Below are 23,224 nucleotides of genomic sequence, written 5' to 3' on the forward strand. Positions count from 1 at the left end.
GAAGGAATTGGGACGTTGAACGTCCCAATTCCTTCATCGTCGCCAGGGACGCCCGGTCTCGGACCTTGATCAAGGTCGTGCCAGTCACGACCGGTGACGGGGGAAGATTCCGGACGCTCAACGGCCGGAATCTTCCCCCGTCGACCACACCGGCTTCACTCGACCGCCAATCACACCAGTAGGTAGGTAAATACGAGTCCGCCAGAACCCGAGCCGCCACTCACGACATCCACTTACGCGACTTTGCCGGGACCCTGACCCTGAAAGTAGGGAAGGAGACCTTCACGGACTCCGCCACCCGGCCTGACACCTTCGACTTGCGGCCCAGTAACCCGATCCCACTGGCTTCAGGGCGTGTCGTCGGACGCCGGGCCGTGTTCCAAGCGCTGGTTGGCGTCACCTGTCGCCTCGGTGATCCTCGACAGGAACTTGGTGACGACACGGAGTTCCTCGGGATCGGCGGTGCGGAGCGCGGCAGCGATCTCGGCCCCGGCGAAGACGAGGAACCGGCGGGCGTGCTCTCGCGCGGCGGGGGTCGGGCGCAGGGTGACGCGGCGACGGTCGCTGCTCTCGCGGCTGCGCTGGACGTGACCGGCGTCCTCGAGCCGGTTCAGCAGAATCGTGGTAGCCCCGGTGGTCATGGCGATCTGCCGGGACAGCTCCGCCGGCGAGAGCGGCGTCCCCGCTTCGGCGGCCCACGTGATCTGGCCCAGGGCATTGGCATCCGAGACAGGCAGCCGCATCCAGCCGGCCAGATGCCGATGCAGCTCACCGAAGCCGACAGCCCATTCCCGAAGCCGCTGCATCACCTCGATCTGGATCGGCGTCCAGCTCTCGGTCAACGGGTCGACATCGGCCGAGGGAGTCGAGATCAATTACGGCGACACCGTCGCCGCAGTCCAGGAAGAGGCCGACCGGGTCACCGTGACCACGAACGCCGGCCGGGTCCTGCGCGCCGACCTGCTGGTCATCGCCGAAGGGGTCCGCTCCACCACTCGGGAACTGCTCTTCGAGGGCCAGGTCGACAGCCGCGCGCTGGGCATCACCATGGTCTTCGGCACCATCCCGCGCACCACCGACGACGACAGCCGATGGCGCTGGTACACCACGGTCGGCGGACGGCAGGTCCACTTGCGCCCGGACCAGCACGGCACCACGCGCGCCATCCTCGCCTGCACCGAGGCCGAAGACCCGACCCGGCTCGACCGTACCGAGGCATTGGCCAGGATCCGCGACCGCTTCTCCGGCGTGGGCTGGGAAGCACCCCGGATCCTGGACGGATTCGACAGCTCCGACGACGTCTATCTCGACCACCTCACCCAGATCCGCATGCCCGTCTGGCACCGCGGGCGGGTGTGCCTGGCGGGCGACGCCGCGTGGTGCGTGACGCCGATGGGTGGCGGCGGCGCCTCGCTCGCGCTCGTCAGCGGCTACGTCCTCGCCGCGTGCCTGTCCGGCACCGGCTCGCTCACGACCGGACTCGCGGCCTACGAGGCCTGGATGCGGCCACTCGTCGACGACGTCCAGCAACTCCCCCGCTGGATCAAACCGTTCGCCTTTCCCCGGACCCGGCTCGGTCTGGCGCTGCGCAGGATGGCCGACAAAGTGCTCATGTCACCGGTACTGGCACCCTTGACGGCGAGGTTCACCAGGATCGCTCAGACCGACCGCGAGTTGCCGCCACTCGCGGCAACGGCGAGGTGACGACTCGCCAAACGCCCTCGTCAAGGTCAGATGACGCAGACGATCCCCGCGGCGTGAGCGATCGTTCGAGACGATATTCACCGATCCTGAGGACTTTTGGGGGACACGTGATACGTCGACTTCGCTTCGCCGTTATTCCGGTGATCGCCGTCCTGTTCGCCGGGGCCGCGCCCGCCTCCGGCTACGCGGCAGCGCCGAGCGCGTCGGGAGCGAGCACCCCGGCGAAGCTGTGCGCCGAGGCACTCGCGACCACCACGGACGCGGACGGCGACCGGCACCATTCCTTCCGGATGCCCAACGGGCTGATGGTGGACCAGGTCGTACCGGGTCCGACGTTCGACCCGGCGACCGCGTCCGCCGCCCGATTGGCGAAGGTCGGATTGCCTGCGCGACCGGAATCCGGTGCCGTCGCGCCCGGTGAGCTCACACGCGCGGACTGGGAGAAGGTGGCGGGCGGGCTCGATCGCGCGACGCCGAAACCGCCCTGTGTCAAGCCGGGTGTACACGCCGCGACTCACACCACCAACTACAGCGGCTACCGCGCGACAGCCGCGTCGGGGCGGACATACGCGGGAGCGCACAGCTCCATCACCGCACCCGACTACTACACGTCGACATGTTCGGAGGAGAGCATGACGCAGTGGGTGGGCGTTTCCAACGACACCGTCCTGGTGCAGGCCGGCGTTTACGTCACCCAGGCCACCGGAACCGTGGAATCGGGTGGCTTCATCGAATTCGTCGACGGAGCTTGGAACACCGGGGGCATAGTCGACGTCGGCGTGCCTTACGTCGCAGGACATCGCTACTACCTCGATGTGCATTACGCGGACCGCTACAACTGGTCGTTGACCGTCTCGGACCTCGACAACGGCCGGAACTTCTCGGGTTTCTGGACCCATCCCAGTGGCGGCGGCACAGAGTACCTTCAGCCGTTCGCGTACTTCGTGTCCGAGCGGCTCACTTACGTCAGCGGGAATCAGAAGTTGCTGACCCAGTACATGAACCACTCGGACGTCCGCTTCCGTGCGGCGACCGCCAAGATCCATGACGCCGAAGACGCGCGGCTGTCCGTCCAGCGACCGGATCAGCAGATCATGCTCTCACCGGGGATCGGCAACCAGCGGTTGTCCAACCCGGACCCGCTCGAGGTGAGCGCCAGTAACTTCACCGAGCACTGGGCTCGATGCGGCGTGGTCGAAAGCCCGCGGGGATGACCTAGCTGTCACCAAAAGGTTGGTCAGCGGCCGGGCTCTCTTCCGAGCGCCCGGCCGCGCCTGGCAGCCGGGAACAGCTCGCGGCAGGAATCGGCTCCACCGGGCTGAGTAGTTCTACTCGCGCGGGGTGACGGAAACCTCCGGCACGATCAGTGGTGTCCGCCTACTGGGGGCGGCGTTCACCCGAGGAGAATCATGAAGCTCCGTCATGCCTTCACCACGCTCGCCGTCGCCGCAGGTCTGACGGGCGTGTTCGCGCCTGTCGCAACCGCCGACGAGCCGATCGCGAGTATCGACTTCGCCGCCGAACAGGGCGCCTTCCCGGTCGATGGGAAAAGCGGGTACTGGGTCGACTCGCCCGAGCACGAGGTGGTGATCCGCGAGGTCGGTGACATCCTGCGCGTGGACGCCGACGGCGACAACGGCTCGTACTACTTCCGGCTCGACTTCAGTGCCTCGACCGGCCCGCTGCAAGTCGGCTCGTACGAGCACGCAGGGGGCGCCCGCATCCTCGCGATCGCCACCGGTCTGGGTTGCTCGGACGACTATTCGACGTTCACGATCAGCCGCATCGAACGTGGCGCCGAAGGACTCACCGCCCTCGACGCCACCTTCGAACAGCGCTGCGCCAGTCCCACCGCACCGGCGCTGCGTGGCGAGGTCCACTACCGGCGTTGAGATCACGCGGGAATTCCCTGGTTGAGCGGTACTCGCTCAACCAGGGATTCGGCGTTGGAAGCCGATCGCAGACGGCGTAGAAGAACGCGCTGAACGGATCATCCGGTATCGGGCGATCTGCTCTGTTCGAGTGGTTGTGATTTCCGGTAATGCGAGTGGTGATCACCGGACGCTAGCGTCGCTGGTAGGCGGCGGCCCGCCGCTTGGGGAAAGCTATCGGGCTTTAAGGGGAGATTTTTCTTATCATGCAGAGAAAATTGTCACGGCCCTCGATGAGAATCCGGCTTGTCGCCGCACTCACCACAGCAGGACTGATCGCCACCACAGGCACCGCGCTAGCCGACACCAGCGCCGACCGCAAGATCGTGCAGGAGGCGCTGGACCAGATCACCACGAGCGGAGGATCGCTCGGCGCGCAAGTCAGGGTGACCGATGGCCACCAACGCTTCACCGCGCGCTCCGGCAAGGCCGAACTGGGCTCGAACCGCCCGGTCCCGGAGAACGGCCGGTTCCGCGTCGGCAGCATCACCAAGACGTTCGTCTCGACGGTGCTGCTGCAACTCCAGGGCGAAGGCAAGTTCGACCTGGACGCGCCAGTCGTCCGCTACCTGCCCGGTCTGATCGACGGCCGCATCACGGTGCGCCAGGTCATGCAGCACACCAGCGGCCTCTACGACTACACCAAGGCGTTGCCGCTCGACCCGGACGAGTTCGAGCAGATCCGCTACAAGCACTGGACGCCGCAGGAAATGCTGCAGATCTCCACCGACAAGCCGCTCGACTTCGACCCCGGCACCCGATGGAGCTACTCCAACACCAACTACGTGGTCGCGGGTCTGCTGGTGGAGAAACTGACCGGCAGGCCGTACGAGAAGGCGGTCCAGCAGCGGATCCTGAAGCCGTTGCACCTCGACGACACCGAGGTTCCCGGCGACGACGTCGACATCCACGGCCCGCATGCCCACGGCTACGTGACCGTGGCAGGCAAGCCGAACGACATCACCCGCCTCAACCCGTCGGTCGCGTGGGCGGCCGGCGAGATCATCTCCACGACCCGTGACCTGGACACGTTCGGTGTGGCGCTGGCCAGTGGCAGGTTGCTCAAGCCCGCGCAGCAGCAGGAGATCACCAAGACCACCGCGGTCAGCCCCGAGTACGGCCTCGGCCTCCAGGTGCAGACCCTGCCGTGCGGCACCAAGGTGTGGGGCCACGGTGGCGGCATCCCCGGGTACTCGTCGCAGCTGCTGACCACGCCGGACACCCACAAGCGGCTGGAACTCTCGATCACGAGCGCGCCAGCCGGAGGCGACCCCAATCCGGCGTTCCTCAAACTGCTCAACGAAGTCTTCTGCTGACATCGTCCGGAGTGAACCACCTGGCGCCTCAGCCAGGTGGTTCACCCGACAGTGCCGTAGTTGGAGGTCAGGCTCGCGGCGTACTCGTCCGGGACGATCCGACCGGCGAACGTCGGTGGAAGATACGACCGCAAGGCTCCCCGCGCTTCCAGGAAAGGTCCGAACCGGTCGCGCCATTCGTCCCGCGCCGCATCGCTCGGAAATCCCCGGAATACCGCTATTTCGGGACCCCGTTCACCCCAGCATCCCCATTTTCCGGAACGTCCGGTCACCGCGACGACCTTCGCGGCGATCGCGATCGATCCCAGCGCGTCGCCGTCCGGCTCGAAACCGATAGAGGCCCAGTAGTCGTCCTCGCTCGCCTCGACCGGCAACGAGACCGCCGAGCGCTCCGGCAGCTCACCACCATCGGGAAGCACCAGAAGGTCGACATGGTCATCGCCGTGCCACCGGGCCATAGCGCTGAGGGCAGGCCAGAAGTCAGGCGTCAGAACCGCGTCGAATTCGCAGAACAGTGATTTCCCGACATTATTTCGGAAAACCTGTCCGGGAAATCTGGCGTCCAGATCGAAGGTCGCCGAGACGCGATACCCGATATTCTGGGATTCGGTTCGCCCGCTCATCGCCTTGTCTGTCCTGTCATCAGCAGCGGATCGTACATCCGCGATACTAGTGACCGCCCGCATGGGAATATCGAGGGGTGAGGCGGGTGAGTGGTCAGCCGGTCATGCGTTCGCCGAGTCGGCGCGCGAGGTCGGCCAGGTCGTCGTCGGGAACGTCCAGGTGGCCGCGCGCGGGGTCGAGGCGGAACGAGGGTCAGACGGTGGGCGCGGCGCCTGCCGTCGTCGCCCCGGTGCGGATGGTGTGACTCTCGGGAGCGGCGTTGACCGCGCCGAGGTTCCACGGCAGCGTGATCCGCGGGTCACTGGTGTCACCGCGCGGGCTGGTTTCCTGGGGCGCGGTGACCGTGATGGCCAGCGGTGTCTCCTGGCCTCCGGTCGAGCCGATCGCGGACCAGTGCAACGGAATGTAAGCCGAGGACCCGTCACTGATCTCGACCGACGGAGCGTCCGGCGCGGCGTCGGAGGACAACACCACGTCGCGGGCCCCGACGAGGTCGATAGGCAGCGAGCCGGGCAGCGTGCAGGTCTCACCCGGCTTCGCGGTGAACTCGATTGCCGCGTCCCGGCCGCCGGCACCCGCCCCGCCGTACACCAGCCGGCTGGTGATCTGACCCGACGTGCAGTGGAAGTCCGTGGGCATCGCGCCCGCGGTACCGGCGGTCAGCGCCGTGGCCCCGGCTGCCGCTCCGGCGACGAGCAGGACCGTCATGCCGCGGCGGATATTCGTGCGAGTGGTCATCGGTCTTCCCCTTCTGCCACACCCGGGCGGACGTTCCGATCCCGGCGGCGATCGGTGACATCGTGCCGACCTCGATCGCTCTCGCCACCGAAATTGCCCACCTCACGACCGGGACATGCGCCGAGGTGAGATTGATCAAGAAGAAGCAACCTCGCCGGAGCTCATACGTCGTAACGATGACGGGCGCGAAAAACCATCGCGGGTGGCCTGGCGGGAGGTGACGGCTTCGACCGCACCGTCCTCACACCGAATCGAGGTGTTCCAGAAGCAACCTCGTGGTGGCCTCGGCGGCTTCCTCGGGGATGTTGTGCCCGATCCCTTCGAGGATTTCCAGCCGGTATCGCCCGGAAACCCAGTTCTTCGTCGCTTGGATACCCGAAGATGCGACCATGGGGTCCTTCGTGCTCGCGAGGAACAATGTCGGCACCACGACCCGCTGCTCGTAGCCTTCGAAATCGTTGGCCCGGTACCAGTTCAGAGCGGCGGTCAAGGCACCCGGCTGGGAAAGCCGCCGGAAGTATTCCGCGCACTTTTCCGGTGCGACGCCCGGCAGCTTCGGCGGCCCCGACGCGAGAATCCAGTCCTCCGGTATCGGAGCCGGTTGCCGGAAGCGATCCATGTACTCGGATGCCTTCCGCTGTGCGGGATCGGTTCGCAGCGCCTCGGCGAAAGCGCCGAGATGCGGTACGGAAACGGCGGTCAACGACCGCACCCGGCGTGCGTACCTCGCCGCGGCGACCCACGCGACCGCGGCACCCCAGTCGTGTCCGACCAGATCGAATCTGCGCCAGCCCAGTGCGTCGGCCATCGCGCGGACGTCCCCGACGGCATGGTCCAAGCGATAGTTCTCGATCCCGGCGGGGCGCACGCCCGGTGAGTAACCCCGCTGGTCTGGCGCCACCGCCCGGTAACCGGCAGCGGCGAGCGCGCGCAACTGATGCTCCCACTCGATGCCGAATTCAGGGAAGCCATGCAACAAAAGCACTTTCCGGCCATGCCTCGGCCCCGAGGCGACAGCGTCGAAGGTGCCGGCGGGAGTGCGAATCCGCAGCGGCGTGATCCGCGGCGACTCGGCCGCGGACGCAGTGCCCCCGATACCGACGGACGCCACACCGGCGGCGGCCACGGCGCTCATCTTCATGAATTCACGGCGAGAGGGAGGAATCGACATTCGGCCAGCCTGGCGGCCCGCCGAGACGAAGACCATCGGGGATTCCCCCGTCGTTCCGCTGGGGCAGGCCCTACCACCGTGGGCATTTCTCACGTGCCGCCGCGGCTTTTTCCCGTGTTGACTTCCTTCCCGAACGGGGCCGGGGGACCTGGTCATCGAATCGGCGAGATCGGAGATGACCGGCGTGACTCGTACCGGTGTGAAAGCCGCCGCCCGCGGCCGGGTTCTGCCGCGGCCGGCACGCTCGGCCGGTGTTCGAACGTCGGCAGGAGCGGCTTTGCTCTTGCTCACCGCCGCGTGCAGCAGCACCCCCGCCGCTCCCCCTCCCGCAACTCCGTCGCCGTCGACGTCGAGTGCGGCACCCACGAGCACGACACCGACGGTCGACCTCTCGTCGCTGCGCCACGGCACGATCCCGGCGAAATACCCCGAGCCGGACCTGAGTGGGCTGCCGCCCAAACCCGCGGACTCCGCGCCCCTGCGAGAGCGGATCGCCTGGGAAGCACTTGAAAAAGTGACCCGCTTCGCCAACCGCGTCGACCCAGGCGCGCGCTCGTCCTGCCCGGCGCTCAACCCCGGCCGCACCACCACGCTGACCTGCACGGTCACCTACCTCGGCGAAAAGTACGATTACGTCCTGCGCGACATCAAGTTCCAAGGCACCGGGATATCCGACGGCCGCAACGAACAGGGCACCCTCTCCTACAAGGCGGACCTCACCGCCGGACCGATCATCCGCGACCATGTCGAGTCGGTGCTGCGGCATCAGAACAGCACCGAGTACGACGCCTGCGACATGCCCGAGCACGTGCGCTTCGCCTTCGACTCCACTCGGCGACGGCCGTCCGGGTCGTCGATCGTCGGCCAGTGGATCCATGTGCCCGGTATTTCCTGCCGCTACCTCGACCCCACGACCCGGGCAGTCAGCACCCTCCCCCTGGAACTCTACGAATCAGGCGCCCCCATCCACCCCTCATCGCGGATCGGCGGCTGAAGCGGCTACCTCCTCGATGCCGTGACCAGCCGGTCGGTGCGGCTGAGCCGGACTCCGGCGGAGGATTCGAACTGCCGGAGACCGGTTTGGATCTCGCCGCGCAGCAGGTCGACGACGTGCTGATCCACACCGTTGAGACGACGCTTAGTTCGTCGAAACCCGAGTCGCTGCCTGGATCCGGTCCCTGAGGGCAGGTGAAGACCAGCCGCCCGCCGGGCCGGAGACTCCGGGCGATGTTGCCGAAGCCTGCGGCGAGATCCGCGAAGAGCATGAGCGCGGATCGGCTGATCGCCACGTCGAAACCGGCCTCGGGAAACAGGTGCACCTGGGCGTCTGCGCCCCGCGCCGATCGCGGCCGCGGTGAACAACGCCTCGTTGAACCCTTCCGCCATCGCGTTGTACCGATCGGCGTACCGAGCCCAGATCTCGCCTTCCCAGCCGTTCCAAGACATCCGGCCCCCTCCGTTCCGCCCCTGGTCCCGTCACCCGTATCGGTGATTCTCACCGACTCACCATTCGTGGCGAGTGGATCACCGTTTCGTGTGACCCTCCCGCCCAGTTGCCGTAGCGGAGGCTCAGCGTCCACATCGGCTCACCTCTGGCTCACTACCCACAGTGTCACCACCCAAGAAATGCACCCCTCGCGCAAAACACGAAAGACTTACGTGTTTATCGTGGGAAGATTCATGCCACGCCACCGGCGCGGGAAATCGTTTTTTGACAGGCTGCCAACCTGGTGAAAATCTTCGATCGCTCCTCGCGAGAGCAACAACCGAACACGAAATCCGAACAAGGAGCCCCTCAATGCAGATGTTCACCCAGCACGTGCACCACGGCCACGACCTGATCTCGGGTCTGCTCGCGCACCTGGCTCACGTGCTCGGCTGGCTGGTCTGACGCTCTAGGCACAGGGTTTGACGGGGGCCGGTCTGTTGGCGCGGGTTGGCCCCTCCGTGTTTGCGACCCGGTAGAGGGACACGATCGTGTCCCTCTACCGGGTTCCGGTATTCCAGGCCGGATTCACCCTACGGAAGCGTGAACCCCAGTTCCCTGCCTCGCGTCACGAGTTCTTCCCGGGCCGCCGGATGCGCGACGTGGTCGACGATCTGCCGCGCCTGCTCGCTCGCGTCGTTGCCCCAGATGGTCGCGACACCGTGTTCACTGACCAGGAAACTGTGCTGGAACGACGTCACCGGCCCGGCCAGCCGAGGCACCACCGTCGAAACGTCGGCTTTCGGATGCCAAGACGGCAGCGCGATGATCGCCCGTCCACCGGGTGAATGCAGCGCCCCGACCACGAAGTCTGTCTGGCCCCCGAATCCCGAATAGATCGCCCCTCGGACACGGCTTGCGTTGGCCTGCGCGAACAGGTCCACTTCGAGGGCGCTGTTCACCGAGACCAGACCGCGCTGCCGGGCGATCACGGCCGGGTCGTTCGTCTTTTCCGTGCGCAGCAGGCGAATCCGCGGATTGCGGTCGAGCCAGCGGTACAGCTCGGCACTGCCGAACACGAACGACGCCGTCACCGGTTCCGCCGGATCCAGGGCTCCGGCGCGGTCCAGCGCCAGCACGCCGTCGCTGAACATCTCCGACCAGATCGCGAGTCCACGCCGTCCGGTCACCGCCGCCAGGGTCGCGTCCGGGATCCCGCCGATCCCCAGTTGCAGGGTCGCGCCGTCCGCGACCAACCCGGCCACCCGCTCGCCGATGGTCCGCGCCGTGTCGCCCACCGGCCGCGGGACCGGCGACAGGAGCGGCTCGGTCACTTCGATCGCGTAGTCGATCTCGTCGACAGGCAGCACGCCGTCGCCGTAGGTGAACGGCATCTCGGGGTTGATCTGCGCGACGACCAGTCCCCCGCGGGCCCGCACCGCCTCGACGGCCGCGGGCAGGATGTTCACCTCCGTGCCCAGCGACACCACGCCGTCGACCGGAACGGAGGTGTGCAGCAGGACGACGTCCGGCGGCAGCGAGTTCTTGAGCAGCTGCGGCACCAGCGACAGCCGGGACGGAAAGTACCGCAGCCCGGGGCGTCCGCGCATTCCCGCGCCCACGAACGGCGTCTCCAGCAGCACACCGGGGCGGTCCGGCATCCCGGCCTGCGCGTTCAACGCGAACAACCGGTACTCGGCCAGCGCGGCGTCCAGCACTTTCAGTGCAGCCATGGGTGTGGCGAAGTTCCCGCTCACCACCACCCGCGGCCGCGACGCGGGAACGCCCGCCAGGACGGAACCGAGCTGACTTTCCGACAACACGCGCATGAGCCGATCATGCCCGAGGAACCGCGCGACGGCTCCGGATGTTGTCCCAGCCCACAGGCACTCATCCGAGAAAGGCGTCCAGTTCGGACCTGGTGGGCGAAGTGGCCGGACCGTGCCTGGTGACCGCGATCGCGGCAGCGGCGTTCGCCCGGCGCGCGGCTTCGAGCAGTCCGGTCCCGGCCATCAATTCGGCGGCCAGCACCCCGCAATGCGCGTCTCCCGCCCCGTTCGTGTCCACGGTGGTCACCGGGAACCCGGGCACGGTGACGCTGTGGCCACCGTGGACGACCCGGCATCCGGCGGATCCCTCCCGCACGATGAGCACCTCGACGTCCGAGGTCTCCACGATCTTCGCTTCCGTGGCGCTACAGCTCAGGATGTCCACGTGCGCCAGCACCGCCGCCAGCTCGGCGGCGGGGATCTTCCCGGCGAGCGGTCCGGGATCGAACAGCACGGTGGCCTCGCCCGGGCGCGGCAGCCATTCGAGGAGCGCTTTCGTGTTCGTCTCGTGCAACAGGCTGTACCCGGTGACGTAGACGACGTCCTGGCCCGTCGGCGTGATGGCGTCGAGCAGGCCGGGCGGCATCCGGCCTTCGGCGCCGGGTCCGGTGACGAACGTGCGCTCGCCGTCGTCCTGCACCATCGCCACGACGATCCCGGTGCCACCCTCGGCGGACGGCGCGTGCGCGAGCGCGATGCCTTCGGCGACCATCGCCGCCCGGACGAGGTCGGCGAAGCCACCGGTGCCGTGCAGGCCGGCGTAGAGGACTTTCGCGCCCGCTCTGGCGGCCGCCGCCATCACGTTGAACCCTCCGCCCGGCAGGAAGTCCATCGAGGACGCCATGACGTCGCCGCCGGGCACCGGCAGTTCCGGAACCCGCATGACCAGGTCCAGCACCACCTGTCCGGTGTGGATCAACCGCCCGGTCACCGCACGCCCACCCACTGGCCGCCGCCCCAGCCGAGCCAGCGTCGTCCATTGTGGACCGTTCCGTCGGTGTCGAACCGATATCCCGCGACGACGGCGGCGAGCCCGTCCACGGCCGGGCCGAGATCGGTTCCCGCCAGCTGCGGGCGCAGTTCGTCGACGACGCTCCACTGCTTCTCCGTGTCACAGAAGCTGAGGAAGAAGATCCCCTGCCGCCACGCGTACGCCGCGTTCTTGACCGCCGTCAACGCGGCGTGCCGATCGGTGGCCGGCACGGCGGCACGCCGCAGTGCCCAGCCGAGCGACCGCGCGGCGAGGCCGGGCGCGAGCACCATCAGCGGATCCCACAGTTCCAGCCCGTCGGCCAGCACGGCCAGGTTGTGCGTGGTGACGATCTGTCCCTGCTCCAGGACGGTGCCGTTCGCGGCCACGCCGGACACGCGGCCGCGATGTGCCTCCGCCGCCCTTTCCTTGCACACCTTCGCGAAATCGGCCGCGGTCTTGCGGCCCCATCGGGTCGTGGTCTCTTCGGACCAGGCCTCGGGCAGGTCGTAGTACCGCGCGTACAGCGAGCCCGCCATGACCCGGCTCGCGATCACCGCGGCGTCGCGGAACTTCGTGGTGAAGGCACCCATGAAGATGTCCGCCGCGACTTCCTCGACCAACGGCATCCGCAAGCCGGCCTGCTTGGCGAGCGCGCCGAATTCGCTCACCAGCGGGTTCGGCAGGATCGCGTGCGGGAACGCGGTCAGCGCGAGCATCGTGGTCCGGGAGAGGGTCTCCCGCGCGGCCTCGGCGGTGTCACGCCGGTGTGCCCGCAGCGGCTCCAGCGCGGCCACCCACGGCAGCTCGGTGAAACCGACCTGGGTCGCGAGATCCAGCAGCAACAGACCGCGGCGGCGCCGGAAGGCGGCGTACGTCCGGGCGTACAACGCCGACAGCGCCGGGTCTTCGATGTTCGCGGCGAGCAAGGACGCGGTGATCTGCGGCAGCACGGTGGCGAGCACCTCGCCGGAGGTGATCACGTCCCGCGCGACCAGCTCCTCGACCGGGGCTTCCCACGCCCTGGTCACTTTCACGGCGATGCCGTCGGGAACACTCCACCCGTCGACGTCCTCGGTGATCGGTTCGACCGACGGGACACCGCCATCGTCGGGGTACGCATCGAGACGGACGGCGACCGATTCCGCGAGCTCGGCCCGGGTCGGCCGTTCCACCACGGATAGCTCCGCCTCCCGCAACGTCTTCCGCCGCTCGGAACCGGGCGCGCCGTGCTTGCCGATGGTGTTGGCGAGCGCGCGGCGCACCCAGCCGACGTCCCGCGCGGTCAGCGAACGGCTGTCCGTCTCGCACGCGGCCAACGCCGTCCGCAGCCGGGTGAAGTTCGCGCGGGGATGTGCCGTCACGCCTTCGGTTTCGGCGAGCAACGCCGTCCGGCGCGCACTCCAATCCGCGGGCCAGACACGGCACGGCCAGCCGCCCGTGACGACGCCGTCGTCGCGCAGCGTGGGCAGTTCGCCTTCCACGGTTTCGCACCAGAGCTCGACGAGCCGGTCGTACAGCGGCCGCTCCCGCAGCCTGGTGCGCATCGTGTCGATCGCGGACGGGGTCGTGATCGCGCGCAAGGAGGTCTTGACCTGCTCGACGGACTGGAGCTTGACGACGGAACCGGCGGGAACGGACGGCTCGCCGAAGACCGGCGTCAACCGCAGCCGGTGCATGAGCGGGCGCACCGCGGCGACGAGGTCGAGCGCGGCCGCGTGGTGGTCGTGCGCGAGCAGCCACGCGACCGTCATCAGCGCCGCGTGCTCCGGGATTTCGACGCGATACGCCCCGGCCGCGAGGGCGCCGAGCAGCACGGCCTGCCCCTCGTCGGTCAGGTAGTGCAGGTTCAGCCGTTCCCGGTCGGTCGTGCCCGGCGCGCCGTCGGGCAACGCGCGGACCAGCTCGATCTCGTCTTCGCGCAAGGGCTCCTCGGCCAGGTACCGGCCGCTGGCGAACCCGCCGTGCAGTACTTCGAGCGTCACCCAGGCCGGAGTGTCGGCGACCGGGGTGCGGGAGCCGACGGTCAGCGTGCCGTCGGCCATCCCGTCGAGCACGGCGCGCCAGCCGTCCGCCCGCGCCGAATCGGTGCCCGCGTGCCGCAGCGCGCGACGCAACTGGTCGTACGCGTAACCGAACTGACCCTGGTTCACCGGTCTCCCCTTGTCCATCGAGACCTGGAGGCGAGATTCGAACTCGCGCCTTCCCGGTTGAGAGCCGGGTGCTCTACCGCTGAACTACTCCAGGATGAACATGGAGGCGGGACTCGAACCCGCGCCCTCCCGGTCCGAAGCCGGGCGATCTGCCGCTGATCCACTCCATGATCACCGCCGATACTAGCCAGCCCTCGAGCACTCGTCACCCCGATATCCGCAGCGGGAACCTTGTGCCGCTCCGTTTGCCGCGGCCTCTCGATGACAGTCCATCATGGACACGATCCACAATGGACTTCCGAGAATTCCGGCGAAGTGCGAGCGGACGAGCGCGCCCGCGTCCGATCAGCGGTTCCAATCGCCGCGAGGCCTTCGCCATAATCCGGTGAGCGGCGCACTCGGGCGAATCGGGAGGGATTCACGTGGTGCGGAGAAAGTTCTTGCTGTGCAGGTTTTTCTCGGTCCTTCTGCTCGGTGGCGCCCTGGTCGCGGGCGGCGCGCAAGAGGCGGTGGGAGCATCGACACCGGTCGTCGCTCTCGCCGCGTTCCCCATCGACGGCGACAGCCACGTCACCGGGATCAACGACGCCGGTGCCATGATCGGCGCCTACAGCACCGCCGTCGAATCGTCGATCCCCGTGCACTGGAGCTCCGACGGCACGGTGGCCCGGCTCGCGGTGCCGGCCGGGTACGTCCGCGGTGAGGCACGGGCGATCAACTCCAAGGGATCCATCGCCGGCTCGGCCTACGCCGAGCAGGCCACCACGCGACCCGTGTTGTGGCATCCGGATGGTTCCTTCGCCGAGCTGAGCACACCCGATCGCCGCATGAGTTCGGGGGCCACCGCGATCAACGACGGCGGTGTCGTGGCCGGCACCGTCTCGATCGCCCCGGCCACGAATCGCGCGGCGCGGTGGGACGCGAACGGCGTCATGACCGTGCTTCCCCCGGCACCGGGCGATTCCTGGTCGGCGGCCACGGCGATCAACGACGCGGGCGTGGTCGTCGGTTACTCCGGTTTCCAGGCCGTGCGCTGGAATCCCGACGGCACGGTCGTCCCGTTGCCCCCGCTTCCCGGCGAAAACCGCAGTGAGGCCGACGGCGTCAACGACGCCGGAATCGTCGTGGGCAGGTCCGGCGGGTACCCCGTGCGCTGGGAACCGGACGGCAGGGTCACTCTCCTGCCATCGCTGCCCGAGTATCCGCAGGGCAGTGCCCTGGCGATCAACGACTCCGATGTCATCACCGGCTTCTCCGGCAGTGTGGGCGGCCGTCACTCAGCGGTGGTGTGGGACGCCCGAGGCGCGATCACCGACCTCGGCGCGCTGCCGGGACACGGCCGGAGCCAGGGTACGGTGATCAACTCCCGCGGCGTGGTGGCGGGCGACTCCGAACCGGCCTCGGGGCGCGGACGGCACGCCGCGCGGTGGACGGCGCCGGACCGGGTCACCGATCTGGGTCGATCGTTCCCCAAGTACGGATACGCCGAAGCGTTCGCGATCAACGCGCGCGGACAGAGCATCGGCGAATCCGTCGAGTCGAAAGGCTTTTTGCACCCCGTCATCTGGACGCGCGCCGGTGTCCTCACCGACCTCTCCCCTGGCGTCGACCGTCTGACGGCCACCGACATCAACGCTCACGGCGTCATCGCGGGAACCGACAAGAGGTCGAAGAACCGGGACCGCGCGATCCGCTGGGAGCGGGACGGCACCGTCACGACGCTCAAGATGCCGGAAAACCACACGTACCGCTCACTCGCCGCGGGGATCAACGACGGCGGGACGATCGTCGGCAGCGCGGGTCCCGACCGCGGCCGCCCACGACCGGCGCGATGGGACCCCGACGGGACGCCTGGCATCCTGTCTCCCCTGCCCGGCGACACCGCCGGCACCGCGGAGGCGATCGACAACCGCGGTGTGATCGTCGGAAGTTCCGGTGAGTTCGAACTGCGTGCGGCCCGTTGGGACCCGGAGGGGAAGGTGTCCGAGCTGAGGGGCCTGCCTGGCGAGACACACACCTGGGCCGTCGCTCTCAACGATCGTGACGAGGTCGTCGGCGGGTCCGGAGGTCACCCCGTCCGGTGGAGCCCCGACGGCCGGATCACCACCCTGCCCCTTCCCTCTGGCGCCCGCTCCGGGGCGGCCACCGGGATCACCGGCACCGGGGTCGTGTCGGGCCGGTGCGACCCCGGTGTCCCCGGAGTCCCCTGGCAGGCGCTGCGCTGGGCACCGGACGGCACCGTGACCGTGCTGCCGACTCTGCCCGGAGGGCACTGGGCCAAGGCCAACGGCATCAACACCCGCGGTGACATCGTGGGCGTGTCCGACAACGGCGACGGCCAACGGCTCGCGGTGCTCTGGCCCGCCTCCGGGAACGCGGACGGCCTGCCGGTGGCCATCCGGTAACCGGTCCCGCGCACGTCGCGGACCCGGCGCTTCAGGCGGCGCGGGCCGGACCCCCAGAAAACCGGCCCGCGCCCCTCACGGCGCTCCCCCTGCGACCGCCGCGCCACCCGACCATGGTCGGTCAGGGACCGGTCCCCGCGCATGGGTGCCGAGACCCCATATTCCGGCGCGGCCCGCACCGGTCGTCACTCTCCGGGCATCTTCGTGCGTGCGGTGAATGTGGGGGTATCGCCCCCATGTGCGTGTTACGCCGAGCTGAAACCATGAGTGGCGTGACGCCCCAGACATCGGCGACGTCCCTGCCGCTGAAGTGGTGGGTGCACGGCCAGACCCCGCGCGAACGGAAGGCGGACAAGCCCGCATGGGCGGACTTCGCCGAACACGCTGTCACCACGCTTCTGCCGGAGCGCCCCCCAGTCGGTGACTGGCGTGTCGAGTTCGCCGGGGTCTTCAGGTCGTTCGTCGAGGCCGCCTGCCGTACCGCGGTCCCCGACGATCTCGCCGACGCCGACGTCGGAGCACTCCGCCGGGGTTTCGCGGCTCAACTCGACCAGCATCTGCTCAACCTCTCGGTCCGCACGCTGGTCCTCGAACTCCACCGCGCGCGCAAGGCCGGGAGCCTCCAGGGTGAGACGCCCGAGGAGCGCTTCTCGGACTTCACGCGCCGGCAAGCCACCCCGGACGGACTCGCCAGGCTGTTCGGCGAGTACCCGGTTCTGGCCCGGCTCCTCGCCCAAGCCTGCCTTCACGCCGCCGAAGCCCACGCCGAAACGCTGACCCGTTTCTCCGCCGACGCCGCCGCGCTGCCCTGTTCGGTCGCGGACGGCGAACTCGGCACGCTCGTCGAGGTGGCGGGCGGAATCGGCGACTCGCACGCACGAGGACGGTCGGTCAGGCTGCTCCGCTTCTCCAGCGGCGCGAAAGTGATCTACAAACCGCGGCCGCTGATCCTGCACGAACGGTTCACCGACGTCGTCGACCAGCTGAACAAGCGGCTGCCCGGCCTCGAACTGCGGACCGCCGACGCACTGCCGCGCGACGGGTACGGCTGGCTCCGGTTCGTCGAGCACCGGCCGTGCGCCGATATCGCCGACGTCGACCGTTTCTACCGCCGTCAGGGCATCCTCCTGGCGCTCCTTCACGCGCTCGACGCCACCGACGTCCACTACGAGAACATCATCGCCTGCGGCGACCAGCCGGTGCTGATCGACATCGAGACGCTGTTCCAGCCGTCGCCACCCGATCCGCCGGAGGGCGACCCCGCGGCGGCGATGCTCGCGCGATCGGTCCAGCGCACCCTGCTGCTCCCCCAGCTCTTCGCCGGTGAGCACGGCGCCGTCGACATCTCCGGGCTCGCCGGCCGCGGCGGGAAACTGCCCACCGACCGGGTCGATTGGGCCGATCCCGGCACCGACAGGATGCGCCTGGTCCGCGTACCCGGCGAACTCGCGGGAGGGAACAACCTCCCCCGCCTAGACGGCCGCGACGTCACCCCCGCCGAGCACAGCGCGGCGCTGCTGGCCGGATTCCGGCTCGGCTACGACGCGATCTCCACCGCGCGGGACGAGCTCGCCGAGCACCTCCGGCGCTGCGCCGGAGACCCCATCCGGGTGCTCATCCGGCCGACGAACTTCTACTTCCGGCTGCTGGACGAGACCACCCATCCCGACCTCCTGCGCGACGCCGCCGACCGCGACCACGCGTTCGACCTGCTCGAAGAGGACTCCGCGGGCGAGGACAAGCTGTTGCGGCTCGTGCCGCACGAGCGGGCCGACCTGTGGGCGGGCGACGTGCCGATGTTCACCTCGAACCCCGGCTCGACGTCGCTGCTGGACTCACGCGGCGACAGTGTCGAAGGTGTGGTCGACCGGCCGTCGCTGGACACCGTGCTGGCGAAGGTCGCCGACATGGACCCGCTCGACCAGCGCGACCAGGAATGGCTGATCTCCGCCACCCTCGCCATCAGCACGGCGACCGCCGGGCATCACGGCGGCGAGACGGCGGAGACCGCGGTGCCGAACCAGGCGCCCGACGCCGAACGGCTGCTGGTCACCGCTTGCGGGATCGCCGATCACATCGTCGCCAACGCCTTCTCCGACGAGCACCGCTCCAACTGGCTCGGGATCGAACTCGTCGACGACCGCTACTGGACCGTGCTGCCGATGGGCGCGGGACTCGGCGAGGGCTACTGCGGTGTCGCGCTGTTCCTCGCCCAGCTCGCCGAGCTGACCGGGATCGCCCGCTACCGCGATCTGGCCGCGTACGCGATCAGCCCGCTCCCCAGCCTCTTCGCCACTCTCCGGGCCGACCCCGAGCTGGCCGCCACGGCCGGCTGCGGCGGCCTTCTCGGGCTCGGTGGTGTCGCGTACACGATCGCCCGGCTCAGCACGCTGGTCGGTCTTCCCGCCGGCGACCTGATCGAACAGGCCGTCGACCTGATGCCCGACGCCACCGCCGGGACGCCGTCCGGCTTCACGACCGGGCTGGCGGGCGGTGTCGCGTCGATGCGCTCGGTGTATGTCCAAACAGGACTGGAGGCGGCGCTCACGAAGGCGGACCGCTACACCGGGCAGCTGCTCGACCGCGAACGTCCACAGGAGACGGGTTTCGCCCGCGGTTCCGCCGGGATCGACTGGGTCCTGCGGGCACACCGCCGGACCGGCGAAGAACCGCCCGGAAAGGCGGACGATCGGGCGGAAAGCACCGGCGGCTGGTGCGACGGCCTGTCCGGCGCCGCGCTCGGCCAGGCCGCCCACCTGCCGGAGCCCGGTCATTCGAGGGACCTGGACCGGACGATCAAACAGCTGACCGACGGGGCACCGCTGAAGGATCTCAGTCTCTGCCACGGCGAGTCCGGAGTGCTGGAAGTGTTGTGCGTGCTGGCCGAGAACGGGCACACTGGCGCCGCCGCCGCGGTGCGCCGCCGGACCGGTCACCTGCTCGCCGCCATCGACCAGCGCGGCGCGCGCTGCGGGACTCCCGGCGCGATCCCCGCGCCGGGGCTGCTGAGCGGCCTGGCGGGCATCGGCTACGGCCTGCTGCGGCTGGGATTCGGCGACCGGGTCCCGTCCGCGCTCCTGCTCCGCCCCGACCGGCCGCATCCCGCGGCCACCGTCATCCCGCCGGTAAACCGAGTATGAGGAGAAGAAACCGCATGTACGAAAGAGACCTGCCCGCCACCGAAGACGCCCTCGGCGCCGTGAACCTGCCGCGCGCCCTCGAGGTCGGCTCGCGCAACCACGCGCTGGCGGGCAGCAAGCCTCGGCTGAGCGCCAACCCGCTCGCCACGCTGTCCGGCGATCCCGGATCACCGTCCGTCGTGAGCGTCTTCACCGGCGGCTGGATCTGAGAGACGATCACGAGGGCGGGCACGCGCCGCCCGCCTTCGTGATCGACTTTTCGTCGTGACGCGGTGGTCCGCTCGCTATAGTCACGGCGGTGGGAATCCGTTCATCGCGGATGATCGGCCGTGACGCCGAACTGGCCGAGCTCTCCGGAGCTCTCGATCGCGCCATCGCGGGTCGCGGCGGCGCGATCTTCCTCGTGGGCGAAGGCGGTATCGGCAAGTCCCGGCTCGCCGTCGAAGCCGCTTCGCGAGCCGTCGCCGCCGACATCCCGGTCCTCCAGGGCAGGGCCAGCTCGATCGGCCCGCTGGTCCCGTTCCGGCCGCTGACCCAGGCGCTGTTGTCACACTTCCGTGGCGGAGGCCCGCCCGAGGCGGCCGAACTCGACCCGTTCGTCCCCGTGCTCGCCCAGCTCATCCCCGACTGGACCCAGGGCGACCGGCCACGCGAATCAGGCTCCCTGATGGTGCTGGCCGAAGCGGTGTTCCGGCTGCTGGCCGTCACCAGCCGCGACCGCGGCGCGCTCCTGGTCCTCGACGACCTCCAGGACGCCGACGCCGAGACGCTGTTCATCCTCGAATACCTCGTCGACAACCTGGCCGCGGCGCAGACCCTGTTCGTCGGCACGCTCCGCAACGAGCCCTCCGACGCCCTCCGGCTGGCGACCTCCGGTGCCCAGCGGATGAGCTGCGCCGTCCTCGAACTCGACAGGCTCGGCCTCGCCGACACCCGCGCCCTCGCCGCGGCCTGTCTGGAGACCGAGCCGGAGTATCTACCGGCCCCCGCGGCGGAGCTGTTGTGGCGCAACAGCGCGGGCCTTCCCTTCATCGTCGAGGAACTGCTCCACGGCATGGTGAACGACGGTCTGCTGGTCGAGAGCCGGGACGGCTGGCGCGTCATCGGCGAACTCCGCGCGCGGGTACCCGCCGCGCTGATCACCAGCATCGGCGTCCGGATGGAGCAGCTGGGCGAGCAAGCCGGCGAACTGCTGTCGGTCGCCGCGATCATCGGCCGCCGCTTCCCCCTGTCGGTGGTGCAGACCGTCACCGGAACGAACGACCGGACCCTGCACAACCACCTCAGCGCCGCGGTCTCGGCGAACCTGGTGACCACCGACGAGACGACACCCGGCTGGTACGCCTTCCGGCATCCGCTGACCGCGGAAGCGCTGCTGACCCGGCAGTCACCGGCGCGGAAGGCGGAGCTCGCCCGTCAAGCCGCCGACGCCGTCGAGAAGCTCTACCCGGGCTTGCCGGGCGACCTGTGCGCGCTCGTCGCGTCGCTGCGCCTGACCGCGCTGGACGAGCCGGCGGCGGGTCACCTGTTCGCGGAAACCGGTCGCCGCGCCCTCGACGCCGGGGCCGCGGACTCCGCGGTCACAATGCTCACCAAAGCCGTCGACCTGCTCGCCGGGGCCGACGCGGGTGATCGGGCCGAGGTGCTGGAAACCCTGCTGTACGCGCTCGGGCAGACCGGTCAATTCGACCGCGCCGTCGAGCTTTCGGCCGGATTCGGCGAGATCGGGACGCTCGAACGGGCCGCCAAACTGCACACCCAGCTGGCTTGGGCCGCCTACATCGCCGGACGGCACGACGAATGCCTCGGCCAGATCGAACGCGCCCGCGCTCCTCTCGGTTCGGCGATCTCGCCCGCCCAGGAGGCCGCACTCGACGCCGTCGAAGCGAACCTCTGGCTCGACGTCCCCGGCCGGACCGGCAAGGCGGAACGGCTCGCGCGTCAGGCGTGGAAAGTGGCGGAGGAGACCGCGCAGCCGTTCGTCGTCTGTCAGGCGCTCCAGGTACTAGGCATGCTCGCGCTGCCGCGGGACCTCATCGAGTCGGAGCGCTACATGCAACTCGCGCGACGGACCGCCGAGGACAACCACCTGCACCACCTCCGCACCCAGGCGCTGGTCCGGCTCGGTGGGCATCGCGTGCTGATGAACGGCGACGAGCAGACCCTGCTGCTCGCCCGCGCGGACGCCCAGCGGACCGGCTCGATCACGCTGCACTGCGCGGTCGATTCCGTGCGCACCATGCACGCGATCCTGCGCTGCGAGTTCGAGACCGCGCACGCGCTGCTGGAAGAAAACCTCGCCGTGCTCGGCAGGCTCCGGCTGACCGCGTTGCTGCAGTACGCGCATATGACCAGGGCGATGTCGGCCGGGCACCGGGCGGACCGTCCGGCGATGGAACAGGCCCTCGAAGACTTCCGGGAGAGCGGCGGCGAGACCGCGCAGGAAATGGTGCTGAGCATCGGGCTCGCGCGCGTCTTCTGTTCCCTGCTGGAGGAGGACCTCGACCGGGCACGCCGCGAACTCGGCCAGGTGATCGAACTGGAGGGCCGTCGGCCGAGCCGGTTCCACCTCGCCGGTCAACACGGGCTCAGAACACTCGTCGACACGCTCGGCGGCGCCGACTGCCCCGCGGACGGATCCGCCGTGAGCGGGATGCGCTGGAACAGGCAGTTCGTCGAGTTCGCGCACGCCGTCGAGCACGGCAGGCGAGGCGACACGGTGGAAGCCGGAAAGGCCGTGGCCGCCGCGCTCGAGACGTCGGCGCCCTATCCCCTGGCCAGGCACCTCGGGCTCCGGCTGATCGCCGAACGGGCCGCCGCCGACGGCTGGGGTGATCCGGCGGGCTGGCTCAAAGAAGCCGAGGAGTACTTCCACGGCAGGGACATCCAGGCGGTAGCGGGGGCGTGCCGGAGCCTCCTCCGGAAGCTCGGCGCGCCCGTCCGCCAGCGCCGCGCCGGTGTCGACCGGGTCCCCGGCGACCTGCGCGCGGCCGGCGTCACCGTGCGCGAATACGAGGTGCTGGTGCTGCTCGCCGAGCGGATGGGCAACAAGGAGATCGGCACCAGGCTGCACATCTCCCCCAGGACGGTCGAGAAACACGTCGCGAGCCTGCTGGCCAAGACCGGTCTCGCCGACCGTTCGGCCCTCGCCGAACGCGCCGCCGGACCGCGACCTGGCATGCTGTGATGATGAGCGACCTCACCGTGTACGGCGCCGGCTGGTGCCCCGACGTCAAACGCAGCCGTGCCTTGCTGGACGCGAAGGGCGTCGAATACGCCTACGTCGACGTCGAAGCGGACACCGGCGCCGAAGAGACCGTGCGAGCGCTGCAGAACGGTGAACGGCGGATCCCGACCATCGTCTGGCCGGACGGCACCCACCTGGTCGAACCGAGCGACGACGAGCTCACCGCGCACCTGAACCGGTGACCCTTCCGGACGTCCCGGTCGGCACGAGGGTCGTCGTGCGGTACCGGATCGAAGGCGGGTTCACCGACGCGCTCGGCTACCTGCGCTCCCGCGACGACGAGGAATGCACAGTGGAGACCAGACGCGGTCTCGCGACGATCCGGCTCGCGGACATCGTGCTGGCGAAGCCGGTCCCGCCTCCTCCGGCTCCGCGCGGGTCTCGCGGCTCCGGCGGGCTTCACGGGTCCGGCGGGTCTCGCGGGTCCGGCGGGTCTCGCGGCTCCGGCGGGTCTCGCGGCTCCGGCGGGTCTCGCGGCTCGTGATCCGGGACGTGACTCGCGTGATCGGGAACGGAACTCACGTGCCTGGAGGCCGCACTCGAGTGTGCGGTCTCTGATCACGCGAGTTC

The 23,224-nt window shown here is 69.2% G+C and carries 18 protein-coding genes, 2 tRNA genes and 2 pseudogenes; 11 read left to right on the forward strand and 11 right to left on the reverse strand.

Annotated elements, in window-relative coordinates:
* Nucleotides 1–347: 347 nt before the first annotated feature.
* Nucleotides 348–806 (reverse strand): MarR family winged helix-turn-helix transcriptional regulator, encoded by a 459-nt coding sequence (locus tag ACFWMR_RS34800; RefSeq protein ID WP_378381463.1) that lies wholly within the window; start codon nt 804–806, stop codon nt 348–350.
* On the opposite strand from ACFWMR_RS34800, the gene ACFWMR_RS34805 reads away from it, so the two are divergent.
* The 4 genes from ACFWMR_RS34805 (at nt 700) to ACFWMR_RS34820 (ending at nt 4,951) form a co-directional block, all read left to right on the forward strand.
* Nucleotides 700–1,704, forward strand: coding sequence for an FAD-dependent oxidoreductase (locus ACFWMR_RS34805; protein WP_378381464.1), 1,005 nt, complete (start codon nt 700–702; stop codon nt 1,702–1,704). The genes ACFWMR_RS34800 and ACFWMR_RS34805 overlap by 107 nt on opposite strands.
* A 140-nt stretch (nt 1,705–1,844) precedes the next feature.
* Nucleotides 1,845–2,918 carry a G1 family glutamic endopeptidase gene (locus tag ACFWMR_RS34810; protein WP_378381465.1) on the forward strand — a complete coding sequence of 358 codons (1,074 nt, stop codon included), beginning with the start codon at nt 1,845–1,847 and terminating at the stop codon, nt 2,916–2,918.
* A 195-nt stretch (nt 2,919–3,113) separates the two neighbouring features.
* Nucleotides 3,114–3,596 carry a hypothetical protein gene (locus ACFWMR_RS34815; RefSeq protein ID WP_378381466.1) on the forward strand — a complete coding sequence of 161 codons (483 nt, stop codon included), beginning with the start codon at nt 3,114–3,116 and terminating at the stop codon, nt 3,594–3,596.
* A gap of 272 nt (nt 3,597–3,868) precedes the next feature.
* Nucleotides 3,869–4,951 (forward strand): serine hydrolase domain-containing protein, encoded by a 1,083-nt coding sequence (locus ACFWMR_RS34820; protein WP_378381467.1) that lies wholly within the window; start codon nt 3,869–3,871, stop codon nt 4,949–4,951.
* A 41-nt stretch (nt 4,952–4,992) separates the two neighbouring features.
* Here ACFWMR_RS34820 and ACFWMR_RS34825 read toward each other — a convergent pair whose 3' ends face one another.
* The 3 genes from ACFWMR_RS34825 to ACFWMR_RS34835 all read right to left on the reverse strand — a co-directional run bounded on the left by ACFWMR_RS34825 (nt 4,993) and on the right by ACFWMR_RS34835 (nt 7,520).
* Nucleotides 4,993–5,574 (reverse strand): hypothetical protein, encoded by a 582-nt coding sequence (locus ACFWMR_RS34825; protein WP_378381468.1) that lies wholly within the window; start codon nt 5,572–5,574, stop codon nt 4,993–4,995.
* Nucleotides 5,575–5,767: 193 nt separating this feature from the next.
* Nucleotides 5,768–6,313, reverse strand: a complete 546-nt coding sequence (locus ACFWMR_RS34830; RefSeq protein ID WP_378381469.1) for a DUF4232 domain-containing protein — start codon at nt 6,311–6,313, stop codon at nt 5,768–5,770.
* Nucleotides 6,314–6,554: 241 nt separating this feature from the next.
* Nucleotides 6,555–7,520, reverse strand: coding sequence for an alpha/beta fold hydrolase (locus ACFWMR_RS34835; protein WP_378381470.1), 966 nt, complete (start codon nt 7,518–7,520; stop codon nt 6,555–6,557).
* Between the two features lie 241 nt (nt 7,521–7,761).
* On the opposite strand from ACFWMR_RS34835, the gene ACFWMR_RS34840 reads away from it, so the two are divergent.
* Nucleotides 7,762–8,478, forward strand: coding sequence for a hypothetical protein (locus ACFWMR_RS34840; RefSeq protein ID WP_378381471.1), 717 nt, complete (start codon nt 7,762–7,764; stop codon nt 8,476–8,478).
* Between the two features lie 5 nt (nt 8,479–8,483).
* On the opposite strand, the gene ACFWMR_RS34845 is transcribed toward ACFWMR_RS34840, so the two are convergent.
* The 7 genes and pseudogenes from ACFWMR_RS34845 to ACFWMR_RS34875 all read right to left on the reverse strand — a co-directional run bounded on the left by ACFWMR_RS34845 (nt 8,484) and on the right by ACFWMR_RS34875 (nt 14,032).
* Nucleotides 8,484–8,606, reverse strand: a complete 123-nt coding sequence (locus tag ACFWMR_RS34845) for a hypothetical protein (protein ID WP_378381478.1) — start codon at nt 8,604–8,606, stop codon at nt 8,484–8,486.
* Between the two features lie 128 nt (nt 8,607–8,734).
* Nucleotides 8,735–9,064: pseudogene (locus ACFWMR_RS34850) on the reverse strand (hypothetical protein); the annotation flags it as partial.
* Between the two features lie 439 nt (nt 9,065–9,503).
* Nucleotides 9,504–10,739, reverse strand: a complete 1,236-nt coding sequence (locus tag ACFWMR_RS34855) for an acetyl-CoA hydrolase/transferase family protein (RefSeq protein ID WP_378381472.1) — start codon at nt 10,737–10,739, stop codon at nt 9,504–9,506.
* A gap of 61 nt (nt 10,740–10,800) precedes the next feature.
* Entirely contained in the window at nt 10,801–11,670 is an 870-nt protein-coding gene (locus tag ACFWMR_RS34860; protein ID WP_378381473.1) for a PfkB family carbohydrate kinase, read from the reverse strand.
* The gene (locus tag ACFWMR_RS34865; RefSeq protein ID WP_378381474.1) at nt 11,667–13,862 is read right to left on the reverse strand and encodes a hypothetical protein; all 2,196 of its coding nucleotides are present in this window, start codon (nt 13,860–13,862) and stop codon (nt 11,667–11,669) included. Before ACFWMR_RS34865 ends, ACFWMR_RS34860 begins: the two co-directional genes overlap by 4 nt.
* 22 nt (nt 13,863–13,884) lie before the next feature.
* Nucleotides 13,885–13,956 (reverse strand) — tRNA-Glu (locus tag ACFWMR_RS34870).
* Between the two features lie 4 nt (nt 13,957–13,960).
* Nucleotides 13,961–14,032, reverse strand: a tRNA-Arg gene (locus tag ACFWMR_RS34875).
* 255 nt (nt 14,033–14,287) lie between these two features.
* On the opposite strand from ACFWMR_RS34875, the gene ACFWMR_RS34880 reads away from it, so the two are divergent.
* The 6 genes and pseudogenes from ACFWMR_RS34880 to ACFWMR_RS34905 all read left to right on the forward strand — a co-directional run.
* On the forward strand, nt 14,288–16,267 hold the full coding sequence (locus ACFWMR_RS34880; RefSeq protein ID WP_378381475.1) for a hypothetical protein: 1,980 nt from the start codon (nt 14,288–14,290) through the stop codon (nt 16,265–16,267).
* A 263-nt stretch (nt 16,268–16,530) separates the two neighbouring features.
* Nucleotides 16,531–19,407, forward strand: coding sequence for a type 2 lanthipeptide synthetase LanM family protein (locus ACFWMR_RS34885; protein ID WP_378381476.1), 2,877 nt, complete (start codon nt 16,531–16,533; stop codon nt 19,405–19,407).
* 14 nt (nt 19,408–19,421) lie between these two features.
* Entirely contained in the window at nt 19,422–19,616 is a 195-nt protein-coding gene (locus tag ACFWMR_RS34890; RefSeq protein WP_093935228.1) for a hypothetical protein, read from the forward strand.
* 89 nt (nt 19,617–19,705) lie between these two features.
* Entirely contained in the window at nt 19,706–22,594 is a 2,889-nt protein-coding gene (locus ACFWMR_RS34895; RefSeq protein ID WP_378381477.1) for an ATP-binding protein, read from the forward strand.
* Between the two features lie 2 nt (nt 22,595–22,596).
* Nucleotides 22,597–22,836 (forward strand): glutaredoxin family protein, encoded by a 240-nt coding sequence (locus ACFWMR_RS34900; RefSeq protein WP_093935230.1) that lies wholly within the window; start codon nt 22,597–22,599, stop codon nt 22,834–22,836.
* Nucleotides 22,833–23,039, forward strand: a pseudogene (locus ACFWMR_RS34905) (putative acetyltransferase); the annotation flags it as partial. The gene ACFWMR_RS34900 and the pseudogene ACFWMR_RS34905, both read left to right, overlap by 4 nt.
* Nucleotides 23,040–23,224 lie beyond the last annotated feature (185 nt).

Origin of the sequence: Amycolatopsis thailandensis (assembly GCF_042723255.1) — a bacterium.
GTDB lineage: Bacteria > Actinomycetota > Actinomycetes > Mycobacteriales > Pseudonocardiaceae > Amycolatopsis > Amycolatopsis thailandensis.